Annotated in this window: 12 protein-coding genes; 5 read left to right on the top strand and 7 right to left on the bottom strand. The window is 76.8% G+C overall.

Annotated elements, in window-relative coordinates:
- Positions 1-42 precede the first annotated feature (42 nt).
- The 3 genes from pfkB to idi all read right to left on the bottom strand — a co-directional run bounded on the left by pfkB (position 43) and on the right by idi (position 2,527).
- Positions 43-987, bottom strand: coding sequence for a 1-phosphofructokinase (pfkB, locus tag CLV72_RS04175; RefSeq protein ID WP_106239464.1), 945 nt, complete (start codon positions 985-987; stop codon positions 43-45).
- A complete protein-coding gene (locus CLV72_RS04170) occupies positions 984-1,745 on the bottom strand; it encodes a DeoR/GlpR family DNA-binding transcription regulator (RefSeq protein ID WP_106239461.1) in 762 nt (253 codons plus the stop codon). The genes pfkB and CLV72_RS04170 overlap by 4 nt, the downstream gene beginning before the upstream one ends.
- 185 nt (positions 1,746-1,930) lie before the next feature.
- Positions 1,931-2,527 (bottom strand): isopentenyl-diphosphate Delta-isomerase, encoded by a 597-nt coding sequence (gene idi / locus CLV72_RS04165; protein WP_106239457.1) that lies wholly within the window; start codon positions 2,525-2,527, stop codon positions 1,931-1,933.
- A 232-nt stretch (positions 2,528-2,759) separates the two neighbouring features.
- Here idi and CLV72_RS04160 point away from each other — a divergent pair, with 232 nt between their 5' ends.
- The 4 genes from CLV72_RS04160 (at position 2,760) to CLV72_RS04145 (ending at position 7,868) form a co-directional block, all read left to right on the top strand.
- Positions 2,760-3,929, top strand: a complete 1,170-nt coding sequence (locus CLV72_RS04160; RefSeq protein WP_245929850.1) for a polyprenyl synthetase family protein — start codon at positions 2,760-2,762, stop codon at positions 3,927-3,929.
- Between the two features lie 68 nt (positions 3,930-3,997).
- Positions 3,998-5,503 (top strand): phytoene desaturase family protein, encoded by a 1,506-nt coding sequence (gene crtI, locus CLV72_RS04155; protein WP_211302753.1) that lies wholly within the window; start codon positions 3,998-4,000, stop codon positions 5,501-5,503.
- Between the two features lie 148 nt (positions 5,504-5,651).
- Complete coding sequence (locus CLV72_RS04150) at positions 5,652-6,608, top strand: phytoene/squalene synthase family protein (RefSeq protein ID WP_106239449.1); 957 nt, start codon at positions 5,652-5,654, stop codon at positions 6,606-6,608.
- A gap of 243 nt (positions 6,609-6,851) precedes the next feature.
- On the top strand, positions 6,852-7,868 hold the full coding sequence (locus tag CLV72_RS04145; RefSeq protein WP_106239446.1) for a Rieske (2Fe-2S) protein: 1,017 nt from the start codon (positions 6,852-6,854) through the stop codon (positions 7,866-7,868).
- 36 nt (positions 7,869-7,904) lie between these two features.
- On the opposite strand, the gene CLV72_RS04140 is transcribed toward CLV72_RS04145, so the two are convergent.
- The 3 genes from CLV72_RS04140 to CLV72_RS04130 all read right to left on the bottom strand — a co-directional run bounded on the left by CLV72_RS04140 (position 7,905) and on the right by CLV72_RS04130 (position 11,686).
- Positions 7,905-9,458 carry an FAD-dependent oxidoreductase gene (locus tag CLV72_RS04140; protein WP_106239442.1) on the bottom strand — a complete coding sequence of 518 codons (1,554 nt, stop codon included), beginning with the start codon at positions 9,456-9,458 and terminating at the stop codon, positions 7,905-7,907.
- Positions 9,455-10,213: a class I SAM-dependent methyltransferase gene (locus CLV72_RS04135; protein WP_106239439.1), complete on the bottom strand. Its 759-nt coding sequence runs from the start codon at positions 10,211-10,213 to the stop codon at positions 9,455-9,457. The genes CLV72_RS04140 and CLV72_RS04135 overlap by 4 nt, the downstream gene beginning before the upstream one ends.
- Positions 10,214-10,489: 276 nt before the next feature.
- Positions 10,490-11,686: a lycopene cyclase family protein gene (locus CLV72_RS04130; protein WP_106239436.1), complete on the bottom strand. Its 1,197-nt coding sequence runs from the start codon at positions 11,684-11,686 to the stop codon at positions 10,490-10,492.
- A gap of 494 nt (positions 11,687-12,180) precedes the next feature.
- On the opposite strand from CLV72_RS04130, the gene CLV72_RS04125 reads away from it, so the two are divergent.
- The gene (locus tag CLV72_RS04125; RefSeq protein WP_106239433.1) at positions 12,181-13,128 is read left to right on the top strand and encodes an NAD-dependent epimerase/dehydratase family protein; all 948 of its coding nucleotides are present in this window, start codon (positions 12,181-12,183) and stop codon (positions 13,126-13,128) included.
- A 3-nt stretch (positions 13,129-13,131) separates the two neighbouring features.
- On the opposite strand, the gene CLV72_RS04120 is transcribed toward CLV72_RS04125, so the two are convergent.
- A complete protein-coding gene (locus tag CLV72_RS04120) occupies positions 13,132-14,025 on the bottom strand; it encodes an NAD-dependent epimerase/dehydratase family protein (protein ID WP_106239431.1) in 894 nt (297 codons plus the stop codon).
- Positions 14,026-14,129: the final 104 nt, after the last annotated feature.

The following is a 14,129-nucleotide window of genomic DNA, read 5'->3' as shown; positions in this document are numbered from 1 at the left end:
GGGGCCGCCGGGTGGGGCGGCCCCGCCGGTACGGGGGCCTGGTCAGTCCGGCGCCAGGGTCCGCTCGGTGTCGATCGCGTCGTGCACCCGGACCAGGTCGGTCCGGACGTCGTCGGGGGCGGGCATCCGGCTGCCGGGCAGCGAGACGGCGGCCGCCCCCCAGGCGACGGCGGCGGCCAGCGCGGCCGCGCCGGCGGCGCCCGCCGCCAGGAAGCCGGCCAGCAGGGCGTCGCCCGCGCCCACGCTGCTGCGCCGCCGCGCGGGCGCCTCGGCGTGCCAGACGCCGTCGGCGCCCACCAGGACGGCGCCGTCGGAGCCGAGGCTGGCCAGCACCGCGCCCACACCGCGGGCGCGCAGCTCCTCGGCCGCCTTGACCACGTCGCCGAGGGTGGCCAGCGGACGGCCGGCCGCCGTCTCCAGCTCCTCGCGGTTCGGCTTGAGCAGCGAAGGTCCCGCCCCGGCGGCCTCCAGCAGGGCGGGACCGCTCGTGTCGACGGCGACCGGCACCGGGCGCGGCAGGGCGGCCAGCCGCCGGACCAGGCCGCCGTAGAAGCCGTCGGGCGCGCCCGGCGGCAGGCTGCCCGCCGCGACGACCCAGGCGGCGCCGGCGGCGCAGGCCAGCGTGCGCTCGACCAGGCGGTCGAGCTCGGCGCCCGACAGCTCGGGGCCGGGCTCGTTGAACTTCGTGGTGGTGCCGTCGGGCTCGGCCACCGTGATGTTGCAGCGGATGGACTCCCGGATCGCGACGGGCTCCAGCCGCACGCCGCGCCCGTCGAGCAGCGCGGTGAGGTGCGCCCCCTCCGGGCCGCCGACCGGGAGCACCGCGCGGGAGTCGATGCCGTGGGCGGCGAGCGCGCGGGTGACGTTGAGGCCCTTGCCGCCCGGATGGACCTGGCGCGCCACCGCCCGCATGACCGTGCCGGGGCGCAGCTCGGCCACCTCCACCGTGCGGTCGAGGCTCGGGTTGGCGGTGAGGGTCACGATCATGCCCGGATGACCGTGGGTCCGGACGCCTCGATGTCCTGCGCGGTCTGGGCGTCCAGGCCGTCGTCGGTGACGAAGCTGTCGATCTCGGCGAGGCTGCCGAAGCGGGCGAAGTGGTCGTTGCCCACCTTGGTGTGGTCGGCCAGCAGCACGGTGCGCCGGGCGCTGCGGATCATGGCCTGTTTGATCATCGCCTCCGCCGTGTTGGGGGTGGTGAGGCCGCGCTCCACCGAGACACCGTTGGTGCCGACGAAGGCCACCTCCACGAAGGTGTCGGCCAGCGCCTGCAGGGCCCAGCGGTCGACGGCGGCCAGGGTGCGCGAGCGCAGCCGGCCGCCGAGCAGCATGAGGGTGATGTTGGAGCGGCTGCTCAGGGTGAAGGCGATGGTCAGCGAGTTGGTGACCACGGTCAGCTCCCGGTCGGAGGGCAGCTGCTCGGCGAGCCGGCCGGTGGTGCTGCCCGCGTCGATCAGGATGGCGCCCTCGTCGGGCACCAGGGCCAGGGCCGCCTTGCCGATCCGCTCCTTCTCGGCGGTGAGCACGGTGTCGCGGGTGGCGAAGGCGGGCTCGAAGCCCAGCCGCTCCACCGGGATGGCGCCGCCGTGCACCCGGCGCAGCAGCCCGGCCCGCTCCAGCACGGTGAGGTCGCGCCGGACGGTCTCGGGGGTGACGTCGAACTCGGCGGCCAGCGCCGCGACGTCGACCCGCCCCTGCGCGCGGGCGCGGTCGCGGATCAGCTGCTGCCGCTCTTCCGCGTACATGGCCGTCCTTCCACCGTGTCGGTGGTCACACGCTAACGATCGCCATGTTGTTTCGCAATGGTTTGGGTGTTATTTCATGTGGGCTTCCTTTGTTCTGTGTCCGTTTCACTACGGGATCCGGACATGCGGCGGCGAGCCTCCCGCGAGCGGCGCGGAAGGCTCAGGAGTCGGACGGCGGCGGCGCCTCAGCGCCCGGTCGGCACCCCTGGGTCGGGCGACATGACGCGCAGCCGCTCGGTCTGCAGCACCGCCCACGGGCTCAGCGCCCATGGCGCGGAGGCGGCGAGGGCGACGAAGTCGGGCCAGCGCACCCACCGCCAGTCCATCACCTCACCGGGGTCCGGCCGGGGGTCGCCCTCGGCGGAGGCGGCGAAGACCGGGCAGACCTCGTTCTCCACCACACCGCTCGCGTCGACGGCGCGGTAGGCGAAGTCGGGCAGCAGCTCGCGCACCTCGCCGATGACCAGGCCCAGCTCCTGGGCCACCCGCCGGCGCACGGCGTCGGGCTGCGCCTCGCCCGGCGCGGGGTGGCCGCAGCAGGAGTTGGTCCACACCCCCGGCCAGGCCGCCTTGCCCAGCGCCCTGCGGGTGACCAGCAGCCGCCCGGCCCGGTCGAAGATGTAGCAGGAGAAGGCCAGGTGCAGCGGGGTGTCGCGGTGGTGCACCTCGCTCTTGGCGGCCCGTCCCGCCGGGCGGCCGTCGGCGTCCAGTAGCACGACGTACTCCACCGGCTCCGCCGGCTTCGTCGGCTCGGCTGCGGGGCGCGGCGTGGGCGCGGACATCGGCGGCTCCGTGGGGTCGGCGGGACGCGTGCACGGCCCTGGCGCGGGGACGGCCGGCCGCCTGGCCACCCTATTCGCTCCCAGGAGTGCCGCCCGATCCGCCGGGAACGGCCGGGTCCGCCCGGCCCGCCCCGCTTCGCACCCCCGCACGGGCGCGGACGCCGCCGATTACGGAAGCCCGCCCACGGATAGATACCGTCCAGGACCGCAGATCGGGGAGACCATGGCGCGAGTGCCGAGGACGCGAAGCGACGACCGGACCGTTCCGCGTCCGTCGGACCCGGTGGCCGACGGCGCCGCGGCGCCCCGGCCGGCCCCGCCCGCCGAGGCCGACGTGCCCGCCCGCGTCCGCGAGGTGCTCACCGGCTACCTCGCCGCCCGGCGCGCCGAGGCCCACGACACCGAGCCGGCCTTCGCCACCGCCGTCGTCGACACCCTGTCCGGCTTCATCCACCAGGGCGGCAAGCGGCTGCGCCCCACTCTCGCCTGGTGGGGGTGGCGCGCGGCCGGCGGGGCGGCCGAAGGGCCCGCCGCCGACGCCGCGCTGCGCGCCGCCAGTGCGCTCGAACTGCTCCAGACCTTCGCGCTGGTGCACGACGACGTGATGGACGGCTCCTCCACCCGCCGGGGCGCGCCCGCCGTACACGTCGCCTTCGCCGGCGCCCACCGGGCGCACGGCTGGACCGGCGACCCCGGCCGCTACGGCGCCGGCCTGGCGATCCTCGTCGGCGACCTCGCGCTGGCCTGGGCCGACGACCTGCTCAGTGAGGCCGGCCTGCCGCCCGCCGCCCTCGCCCGCGCCCGGGTGCCGTGGCGGGCGATGCGCACCGAGATGGTGGCCGGGCAGTACCTGGACGTGCAGAAGCAGGCCGAGGGCGACGACAGCGAGGAGCTGACGCTGCGGATCGCCCGGCTCAAGACCGCCGCCTACACCGTCGAGCGCCCGCTGCACCTGGGCGCCGCCATGGCCGGGGCCGGCGAGGCCGCGGTGGCGGCGCTGCGCGGCTACGGCGCCGACGTGGGCGTGGCCTTCCAGCTCCGCGACGACGTGCTCGGCATGTTCGGCGACCCGGCCCGCACCGGCAAGCCCGCGGGCGACGACCTGCGCGAGGGCAAGCGCACCTACCTGATCGCGATGGGGCTGCGCCGCGCCAGGGAGGCCGGCGACCACGCCGCGCACGCCCTGATCAGCTCCGCCCTCGGCGACCCCGGCGCCGACGGCGCCACCGTCGCCCGGGTGCGGGCCGCGCTCACCGAACTGGGGGCGGCCGACGCCGTCGAACGCCGGATCGCCGAGCTGACCCGGCGCGGACTGGACCGCCTCGACTCCCCGGGCATCGAGCCCGCGGCCGCCGAGCAGCTGCGCGGACTGGCCAGGCGCGCCACGGAGCGCACCCGGTGAGCCCGCCCAGCGCCGCCGTACCGGGCGGGCGCCGCACCCTGCGCACCGTGCCCGGCCGCACCGACCACGTGGTGGTGGTCGGGGCGGGCCTGTCCGGGCTGGCGGCCGCGCTGCACCTGCTGGGCGCGGGGCGCTCGGTCACCGTCGTGGAGCGCGAGGACCACCCCGGCGGGCGGGCCGGGCGCCTGGACCTGGACGGCTTCCGGATGGACACCGGGCCCACCGTGCTCACCATGCCGCACCTGCTCGAAGAGGCGCTGGGCGCCGTCGGGGAGTCGGTGCGGGACCGCCTGGACCTGGTGCCGCTGCACCCCGCCTACCGGGCGGTCTTCGCCGACGGCTCCGCCGTCGACGTGCACACCGACGCCGAGGCGATGGAGGCCGAGGTGCGGCGGGTGGCCGGGCCGCGCGAGGCCGCCGGGTACCGGCGGCTGCGGCGCTGGCTCGGCGCCCTCTACCGCACCCAGATCGGCGCCTTCATCGACGCCGACTTCGACTCCCCCCTCGACCTGCTCTCCCCCGACCTGGCCCGGCTCGCGGCGCTGGGCGGCTTCGGGCGGCTCGCCCCGGCCGTCGGCCGCTTCGTCCGCGACGAGCGGCTGCGGCGCATCTTCACCTTCCAGTCGCTGTACGTCGGGCTGCCGCCCGAGCGGGCGCTGGCCGCCTACGCCGTCATCGCCTACATGGACACCGTGGCCGGGGTCTACTTCCCGCGCGGCGGCATGCGGACGCTGGGCGCCGCACTGGCCGGCGCGGCCGAGCGGGCCGGCGCCGAGCTGCGGTACGGCCGGGCCGTGGCGCGGCTGGAGCGCCGCGGCGAGCGCGTCACCGCCGTGGTCACCGCCGAGGGGGAGCGCATCGGCTGCGACGCCGTCGTGCTCACCCCCGACCTGGACGTTAGCTACCGGCTGCTCGGCGCGCGCCCGCGCCGCCCGCTGCCGCTGCGGCACTCCCCATCCGCGGTGGTGCTGCACCTGGGCGGCGACCGCGACTGGCCCGGGCTGGCGCACCACACGATCTCGTTCGGCTCGGCGTGGCGCCGAACCTTCGAGGAGATCACGGTGGAAGGTCGCACCATGAGCGACCCGTCGCTGCTGGTCACCACCCCGACCCGCACGGACCCGGTCCTGGCCCCCGACGGAGGCCACATCCACTACGTGCTCGCGCCCTGCCCGAACCTGCGGACCGGCCGGGTGAACTGGCACCGCGAGGCCCGCCCCTACCGCGACGCCCTCGTCCGCACCCTGGAGCGGCGCGGCCTACCCGGCCTCGGCGACTCCGTCCGGGTCGAGCGCACCGTCACCCCCCTGGACTGGGCCGCCCTCGGCCACACCGCCGGCACCCCGTTCGCCGTCGCCCACACCTTCGCCCAGACCGGCCCCTTCCGCCCCCGCAACCTCGTCCCCGGCACCACCAACGCCGTCCTCGCCGGCGCGGGCACCACCCCCGGCGTGGGCCTGCCCACCGTCCTCATCTCCGGCAAACTCGCCGCCGCCCGCATCACCGGCGGCACCCTCCGCCGGCCCCGCCGCAGGCCCAACGGCGCCCCGGCATCCCCGGGAGCGGCCCGATGACACGCGCCGAACCGGTCGACACAGCGGCCGGGCGCGACCGGACGCCGCGCGGACCGCGGCCTACTTCCCCCACGGCCACCGCACCCGGCCGCCCGCACATCAAGGGCGACACCGCCTCCCCGGCCGCCCGCGCTCCAGGGGCGGCGCCGTGAGCCGGGCCGAGCTGGACGCCGCGCGTATCGACGGGCCCGAGCTGCGCGCCTCCTACCAGCGGTGCCGGGCGCTGCACGAGCGGCACGGGCGCACCTACTTCCTGGCGACGCGGCTGCTGCCGCCGGCGCGGCGGCCGGCGATCCACGCGCTGTACGGGTTCGCGCGCTGGGCCGACGACATCGTGGACGGCGAGTCCGGCGCGCGTCCCGGTGCCGAGCGGGCGCTCGCCGAGGTGGAGGACCAGCTCGAACGGGGGCTGCGCGACGGGTCCGGCGAGCACCCGGTCGTGGCCGCCGTCGTGGACACCGCCCGCCGCTACGCGCTGGACCCGGAGCTGTTCCGCGCCTTCATGGCGTCCATGCGGATGGACCTCACCGTCACCGGCTACGCCGACTTCGCCGCGCTGCGGCGGTACATGTACGGTTCGGCGGCGGTGATCGGCCTGATGGTGCTGCCGGTGCTGGGCACGGCCGTGCCCAGGGAACGGGCCGCGCCGCACGCCGCCGCGCTCGGCGAGGCCTTCCAGCTGACGAACTTCCTGCGCGACGTGGCCGAGGACCTCGACCGCGGACGCGTGTACCTGCCCGCCGACATGCTGGCGGCGCACGGGGTGGACCGGGACCGGCTGCTGTGGTGCAGGGCGCGCCGCCAGGGCGACCCCGCCGTGCGCGCCGCCCTGGCGGAGGTCGTCGCCCTCAACCGCTCGGGCTACCGGGAGGCCGCCCCCGGGGTGCCGATGCTCGCCCCGGCCTCGCGCCCGTGCGTGGCGACCGCCTTCACCCTCTACCAGGGCATCCTGGACGAGATCGAGTCGGCCGACTACGACGTGTGGTCGGCCCGCCGCGCGGTGCCGGTGGGCCGCCGCCTGCGGGTGGCCCTGCCCGCCGTGGCCCGCACCGTGGCCGCCCGCCTCACCGCCCCACCCCTCCCGGCCCCCACGGCCACGGACTGAGGCCCCGTCCGCATGCCCCCGCCACCCCCGCCTCCCATCCATCCCCCGCCCGCCCTGGGGGGGAACACCCCGACACCAAGTCTGCCGCCGCAAGGTGTGCGGCGGTGGTGCGGAGCAGGGCTGTGGACGGAGGCGGCCGTTCGCGGACAGGACCTGTGGACAGCGCCCGCCGGCCCTTGACAGTCGTCGACGACCGCCCCCAATGCCGAACCGCCCCCACCCACGACCTGGACGGAGACGCCGATGAAGGGACCCGAGCTGTCCGGCCGGATACCGCTGCGGGTGCTGCCCGCCACCACCTGGGCGCGGCAGCGGCCCACCTGGCGCGAGGCCGCTCCGGGGCTGATCGACGGGGCGCTCAAGCGCGCGGTGGCGCGGCCGTCGGGCAACTGGTTCGTGCTGGCCGCCAGCAGCGAGATCCGCGGTGACCGGCCGTTCGGCCGGCTGGTCGGCGGTGTCGAGGTGGTGGCGTGGCGCACCGGCGGCGGCCGGCTCGTCGCGGGGCCGGGCGCCTGCCCGCACCTGGGCGCGCCGCTGTGCCGGGGCGCGGTCGCCGAGGGGCGCGTGGTGTGCCGCTGGCACGGCCTGTCGCTCGGCGAGGAGCGCTTCGCGGGCTGGGCGCCGTACCCCTCGCACGACGACGGCGTGCTCGCCTGGGTCCGCCTGGACGAGGTGGGCGGCGAGGAGCCGCTGCCCGCCCCGGTCGTGCCCGAGCGCCCGCCTGCGGCCGAGAGCCTGGCCGCCGTCACCTCGATGGCCGGGCGCTGCGAGCCCGAGGACATCGTGGCCAACCGGCTCGACCCCTGGCACGGCTCCTGGTTCCACCCGTACTCGTTCGTGGGCCTGCGCGTCACCGAGGCGCCCGGCGAACCCGGCGCGGACGCCGATCCGGACGGGGACCGCTTCGTGGTGGACGTCGCCTTCAAGGTCGCCGGACGCCTCGGCGTCCCCGTGCGGGCCGCCTTCAGCTGCCCCGAGCCCCGCACCGTCGTGATGCGCATCATCGAGGGCGAGGGCGAGGGCAGCGTCGTCGAGACCCACGCCACCCCGCTCGGCACCGACCGCGGCGGCGTGCCGAGGACGGCCATGATCGAGGCGACGGTCGCCCACTCGGGCCGGCCCGGCTTCGCGCTGGCCCGCCGCGCCGCCCCGCTCATCCGCCCCCTGATGCGCCAGGCCGCCCGCAGGCTCTGGCGCGACGACCTCGCCTACGCCGAACGCCGCTACACCCTGCGCGCCTCAGGCCGCCGGCCGGACTGAGGCCCCTCCGCCGCACGCGCCGGGCGCCGCCGCGGTTCAGCGCGGACGGGGCGCGCGCAGCGCGCGGGCCAGGGCGCGGGCGGCGGTGAAGCGGCCGCGGACGGGGACGCTCCAGACCGGGTGCCCGGCCAGGCGCCAGCGGGACAGCAGGGAGTTGGCGGCCAGCAGGCCGGTGGTGGCGGCGCGTTCCATCAGGGCGACGGGCAGGTCGACGCGGACGAGGTCTCCGGCGAGGGTGACGTGGGGATCGGGCGTGCTGACGGTGGGCCGCTCGGCGTGGCCGCCCGGCGCGAACAGCGGGCAGTCGGCGGCCAGCTCGTAGCGCTGGTCGACGATGCGGGCGCCGGCCGTCTCGGGGTACACCTCGTGCAGCTGGCCGACCAGCCGGCGGTGCTCGGCGGCCGGATCGGCGCCCTCGCGCAGCGCGTAGCCGTGCAGCTCGACCACCGAGCCGCCGCAGCCGCGCGCCCAGCGGCGGGCCTCGCCCTCGTAGCGGTCCAGCACGGTGACGTTGTCGAGGGTGGGGAAGCCGCTGGTGCCGAGGAAGGCCGGGCGGTCGGCGTGCACGGGGCGGTCCAGCCACAGCCGGGAGACCAGGAACGGCGGTGCGGTGCGCAGGCCGGCCACCCGTCGACGCCAGCCGGGGTCGCCCAGCTCGGGCGAGGCGGCGACCAGTTCGCGCAGCCCGGCCACGTCGGTGGCCAGCACGACGGCGTCGGCGTCCTCGACATCGGGGCCCTCCAGGCCGCCGCGGACGGGGACCGCGAAGCGGCGGCGCGAACCCGGCAGCACCGCGCCCGCGCGGGCACCGGTGCGCAGGCGCACGCCGTCGGCGCGCAGCCGCTCGGCGAGCGGGTTCCACAGCGCCCGCGGGAAGGGCTCGGCCGGCACGTCGAAGAGCAGGCCCTCGCTGGAGCCGAGGAAGTAGATGTGGAACATGGTGGCCAGCTCGGCCGCCGAGAGGCGGCCGGGGTGGGCGAAGAAGCTCCGGGAGAACACCTCGAAGGCGAGGTGGCGGGCCGCCTCGGGGAAGCGCACCCGGCGCAGGAAGGTGAGGGCGTCCATCCGGTCGAGCCGCTCGTACACGCCCGGCACGTCGACGTCGAGCAGTTCCATCGCGGCCACGATGTTCACCCGGGACAGCTCGCGCCAGCCGAAGGACGGGCTGGTCGCGACGAACGCCGCCGCGTTCCACGGCGGAGCGGTGGGCAGGCCGGCGAAGGAGTCGCGCCGGCCGTCGCGGTGCACCAGGGGGTAGTCGGGCAGCGGGGTGAGCGCCGCGAGGGCGGGGTCGGCGCGGCGCAGCAGCGCGCGGAGGTTGTAGTACTGCCGGAAGAAGGCGTGGAAGCCGCGGGTCATGGTGGCGTCGCTGCCGTCGCGCAGGGTGGTGTGCCAGCCGCGGAGCCGTCCGCCGAGCGATTCGGCGCGTTCGAGCACCACCACCCGCACCCCCCGGCGCGCCAGCGCCGAGGCGGCCGACAGGCCGGCGATGCCGCCGCCCACCACGACCACCCGGGGCGGGTCGGCCCCGGCCGTGGCGGCCCCGGGGGCGGGTGCGAAGCGGACCGCGCGGCGGTCGCGGAGGCTCACGCCTCCGCCGGCGCGGAGGGGGGACGGCGCCCGAGGAAGGTGTGCACGATACCGCGCTGCCAGCCGGTGACCGGTGCGGTGTCGACCGCGATGAACCCGGCCGCGCGCAGCCGGGCGCGCAGCCGGGCCGCGCCGTCGAATTCGGCCACGCTGCGGCGCAGGTAGGTGAAGAGGTCGGAGCGGCCGGTCAGCAGCCGCCCGGCCGGGATGACGACCGCCGAGCAGACCGCCGCCCACACGGCGCGGGCGTAGAGGGAGTCGGCCACGGAGTACTCGTGCACGGCGATGCGCGCGCCGGGGCGCAGCAGGCCGAAGACCGTGCGCAGGACGGCGTCGGGGTCGGGGCAGTTGCGGATGAGGTAGGCGGCCAGGACCCCGTCGAAGGGACCGGTGACACCCGCCTCGACCAGCTCCTCGGCACGGGCGTGCACGAAGGACACCTGCTCGGGCCACGGCTTGGCGGTGGCGGCGGCGAGCATCCCGGCGGAGGCGTCCACCGCGATGATCTCGGCGCGCGGCGCCACCCGGAGCAGGGCCGCGGTGGACGCTCCCGTGCCGCAGCCCAGGTCCAGCAGCCGGCAGCCCGCGCCGCCGTCGGGCAGGCGCAGCCGCCGCGCGGACAGCCGCAGGTGGGCGTGGTAGCCGGGGTTGGCGCTGACCAGCCGGTCGTAGGCGGCGGCAGCGTGGTCGAACTCCTCGGTCACCCGCCAGTGGGTGAAGCCCGCGAGCGGCCTGCGTCTCGCCGCCAGATCCATTGCCGCCCCTCCCGGTGTGTGCCGACCCGCGCGCACGGCGCGTCGCGTCAAGCATCCCAACACCGGCGGGTCTTGGCCACCGGGACGCGCCCGCGATCCCGGCCGGCACGGGGATCCGGCCGCCGCCGGAGCGTGCGGTGCGGGGAGCCGGGGCCCCGCGACCCGCTGCGAGGGTGGTGCGGAGGCGGTGGGCGGACCGCGGCGGGAGGAGGAACCGCGGCAGCATGCGCACGGCCTCCGCGGCGAGCGCCCGGAGTGCGGGCAGGGCGGGGCGGCTCATACCGTCACCCGGCCGCGGCGGCCGATGGACCGGACCAGCACCTCGGCGGTGGTCAGCGACATGGGCAGCACCGGCGTGTGCAGGCCGATGGCGATCTCCTGGGCGGGGGTCGAGCGGCCGTCGAGGAAGTCGAGCACCTGGCGGACCGGGCGGCGGGCGAAGAGTCCGGCGAAGAAGCGGGCGCCGTCGAGACGGCCGGTGTCGAGCGCGCGGAGCAGCACCGCGTCCATCAGCAGATGCCGGCGGCGGTGCGGCAGCGGCGGCACGGGCGCGCGCCCTGCGGCGAGGGCGCGTGCCGTCGCGGCCGTCTGGCGCTGGAGCGCCGCGAAGGTGTAGCCGGTGGCCGGGCGGGTGGCGCCGCCGGCCGCGCCGATACGGAGGATGCGGCGGCCGGCGCGCCGGGGGAAGTGGGCGTCGGTCATCGGGATGACGCCCTGCTCGGTGCCGGTGACGGTGTAGTCGCCGATGCCGAGGACGGAGCCGAGGTAGTGGCTGAGGCCGGCGTCGTAACCGGAGTCGTCCAGCACCTCGCGGGTGAACTGGGTGTACTCGACCAGGGCGGTGCGCGGGCTGAACGGGAGCAGGTAGCCGAAGGCGACGCCGCGCGGGGGCTGCGGCGGGCGGAGGTCCATCAGGACGGCGGTGTCGGTGCGGAAGGAGTCGCGCTCGGTGTGCACGAACCAGCCGCGGAAGTGCTGGAGCAGGGTGGTGGCGGCGGCCGGAGGGCGGGGCGGCGGGCGGGAGTCGAAGACCCAGCGGGCGGCGATGCGCAGCTCGCGGCCGTTGGCGCCGATGGCGTGCACGGTGGCGTGGTCGGCGCCGTCGGAGAGCCGGTACACGGTGGCCGCCACCCGGGTGACGCGCTCCGCGGGCAGCGCGCCTTCCACGTGGGCGGCGTAGTCGCGGGAGCGGACCATCTTGTAGACGAGCGGTGCGATGGGGGCGGCGTGCTCGGCGCCGTCCGGCCCGATCACCGACACACGCGGCCAGCGGTGGCCGACGGCGGCGTCCCACTCCCCCGGCTCGGGTTCCCAGAAGCACCAGGTGCGGTCCTGGGTGCGCGGGCCGCCGGGCGGCGGCTCGACCAGCGCCACCCGGGGTCCGCCGGCCGGCGCGCCGGGCCCGGCCAGCCGCCATGCCAGCGACAGCCCTGCCGCGCCGGCTCCCACGATCACGACGTCGACCTTCCTCATCGCCGCCCACCTCCATTGGTCCGTGTGCTGCCCGCCTGCTTCCATCCCGTCGCCGCCCACCGGCGACGCGCCGCGTGCGCCCGCTCCCTCGCCGTACGGCGGGAGCGGGACTCCGTCCGGCCACCATCATTGCGCCGCCCGGTGCGGGCGGCCGCCGACCGGCCGGCTTGTCCACAGGCGGCGCTCCGCGGCGCCGCCGCTATCCACAACCGGCCGGTAACCCCTGGTCGGGGCGCACGCCGGGGCGCGAGACTGGACGTGGGGTCGTCCCCCCAGGGAGGGCGGGGGTGTGAGTGCGAGCGTGAGTGGGGGATGGGCTGGGCCGCGGATCGCGGGGGCGAGGCGGGATTGACAAAGCGGAACAGTTTTCCATATATTTCCGGAAGAGTGTTCCACTTAATTCCGAGTGGGCGGCTCCTCCCCTTCGACCGCCGGCCGGGCACGGCCCGCGGCGGCGCGGGGTGATCGATCCAGACCTCAGGAGAGGGCTACAGATGATCCTGGTCACCGGCGGTCTCGGCTTCATCGGCTCGCACACCGTGCGGGCGCTGCTGGACATGGGCGAGGAATGCGTGGTGGTCCAGCGCCGCGCGGCCGAGCCGCCCGCCTTTCTCGGCTCCGGTCAGCTCGCGGTGGAGCGGGCCGATATCACCGACCTCGCGTCGCTGCTGGACGTCGGCGCACGCCACAAGATCACCGGCATCGTGCACCTGGCGGGGTCCATGCCCTGGCCGCCCGACACCGAGCGCCCGGTCGAGGCGGCGCGCACCGCGATCGGCGGCCTGCTCAACGTCATCCAGGCCGCCGCCGACTGGGGGGTGCGGCGGATGGGCGTCGCGAGCACGATCGGCGTCTACACCGGCGCCGCCGCGCAGGGCGCGCTCCGCGAGGACCTGCCGCTGCCGATGACGGCGCCGCACCTGATCCCGACCTTCAAGAAGATCGGCGAGCTGATCAACGGCCACCTGGCCGACGCCACCGGCATCGAGATCATCGACTACCGCATCTCCGGCATCTGGGGTCCGCTCGAACCCCACGGGCCGCTGTTCTTCGCCGCCCCCGAACTGGTCCACGCCGCCGTCCGCGGCACCGAACCGGACCTCTCGCCGCTCATCGCGCCCGCACACGCGGAGGACGCGCTCGACCTGTGCTACGTCAAGGACGCCGGCCGGGCCATCGCACTGCTCCAGCTCGCCGACCGGCTAAGCCACCGCACCTACAACGTCGCGTCCGGCCGCGCCACGACCAACGCCGAGATCATCGCCGCGATCAAGTCCGTCATCCCCGGCGCCAAGGTCGACCTGCCCTCGGGCGGAACCGGTCCGCGGAACCACCTCGACATCACCCGGATCCACCAGGACACCGGATACCGGCCCGCCTACGACACCGAGCGCGCCGTCGCCGACTACATCGCCTGGCTGCGCGCGGGCAACCGGCGCTGAGCGCTACAGGTCCTCCGGCTCCGGCCAGAGCAGCTCCGCCTCGAAGCCGAGCAGCTCGCGGGCGTGCCGGGTGTCGATCGGCACGGCACGCCCCGGCAGCAGCGCCCGGCGCGGCACGTCGGGGTGGTAGCGGGCCAGCAGCTCCTCGGTCGGCTGGGCGGCATAGGTGCGCGGAGCGGCCAGGAAGGCGACGTGCCGGCCGGGGCCGGGCACGGTCAGCGCCAGCGCGCAGGCGCGGGCGGCGTCGTCGGGGTGCAGGTACGCCCACAGGTGCGGGGCGCCCACCGCCGGATCGACGCAGTAGTGCGCCGCCAGCCCCTCCTTCGACTCGGGCGGCGCGGCCAGGTGCGGGAAGCGCAGGGCCGTCACCGACATGCCGTACCTGCGGGCGACCATCGCGGCCGTCGCCTCGTCGGTCTGCTTGGACAGCGCGTAGGGGTCGGCGGGCCGCAGCGGCACCGACTCGTCCAGCGGCAGGTACGCGGGAGGGGCCTTCTCCCAGCCGAAGGAGGTGCCGGTGGCCGCCAGGCTGGAAGCGGTCACCGCCCTGTGCACTCCGGCGCGCCCGGCGCCGTCGAGCACGGTGAAGGTGGCCGCCGTGTTGTTCGCGAACACGTGCTCGTCGGGCACACCGCCGCCCGGACGGGGGATGGCGGCCAGGTGCGCGACCGCGTCCACATCACGCAGCGCCTCCGCGACCAGCTCCGGGTCGCGGGCGTCGCCGACCGCGACCCGGTCGGCCGGCAGGTCGCCCGGGTCGGCCTCCACCAGCGCGGTCACCGCCACGCCGGCCGCCGCGTAGCGTGCCAGCACGGCCCGGCCGAGCAGCCCGGCCGCCCCGGTCACCAGCACGCGCGCCGGCCCGCCCGCAGGGGCCTGAAGGGATTCGGACGGCATCGGCACTCCTCGTCGCTGGCGGTCGCTCACGGGTCCGCCCGGCGCGGCCGGAGTCCGGCCGGATCGATCACCCTGGCGGGCACAGTACCGGCCCGCACCGGCAC

It is taken from the genome of Allonocardiopsis opalescens (assembly GCF_003002095.1).
GTDB lineage: Bacteria > Actinomycetota > Actinomycetes > Streptosporangiales > Streptosporangiaceae > Allonocardiopsis > Allonocardiopsis opalescens.
This window is presented reverse-complemented; position numbering and strand designations above follow the sequence as displayed.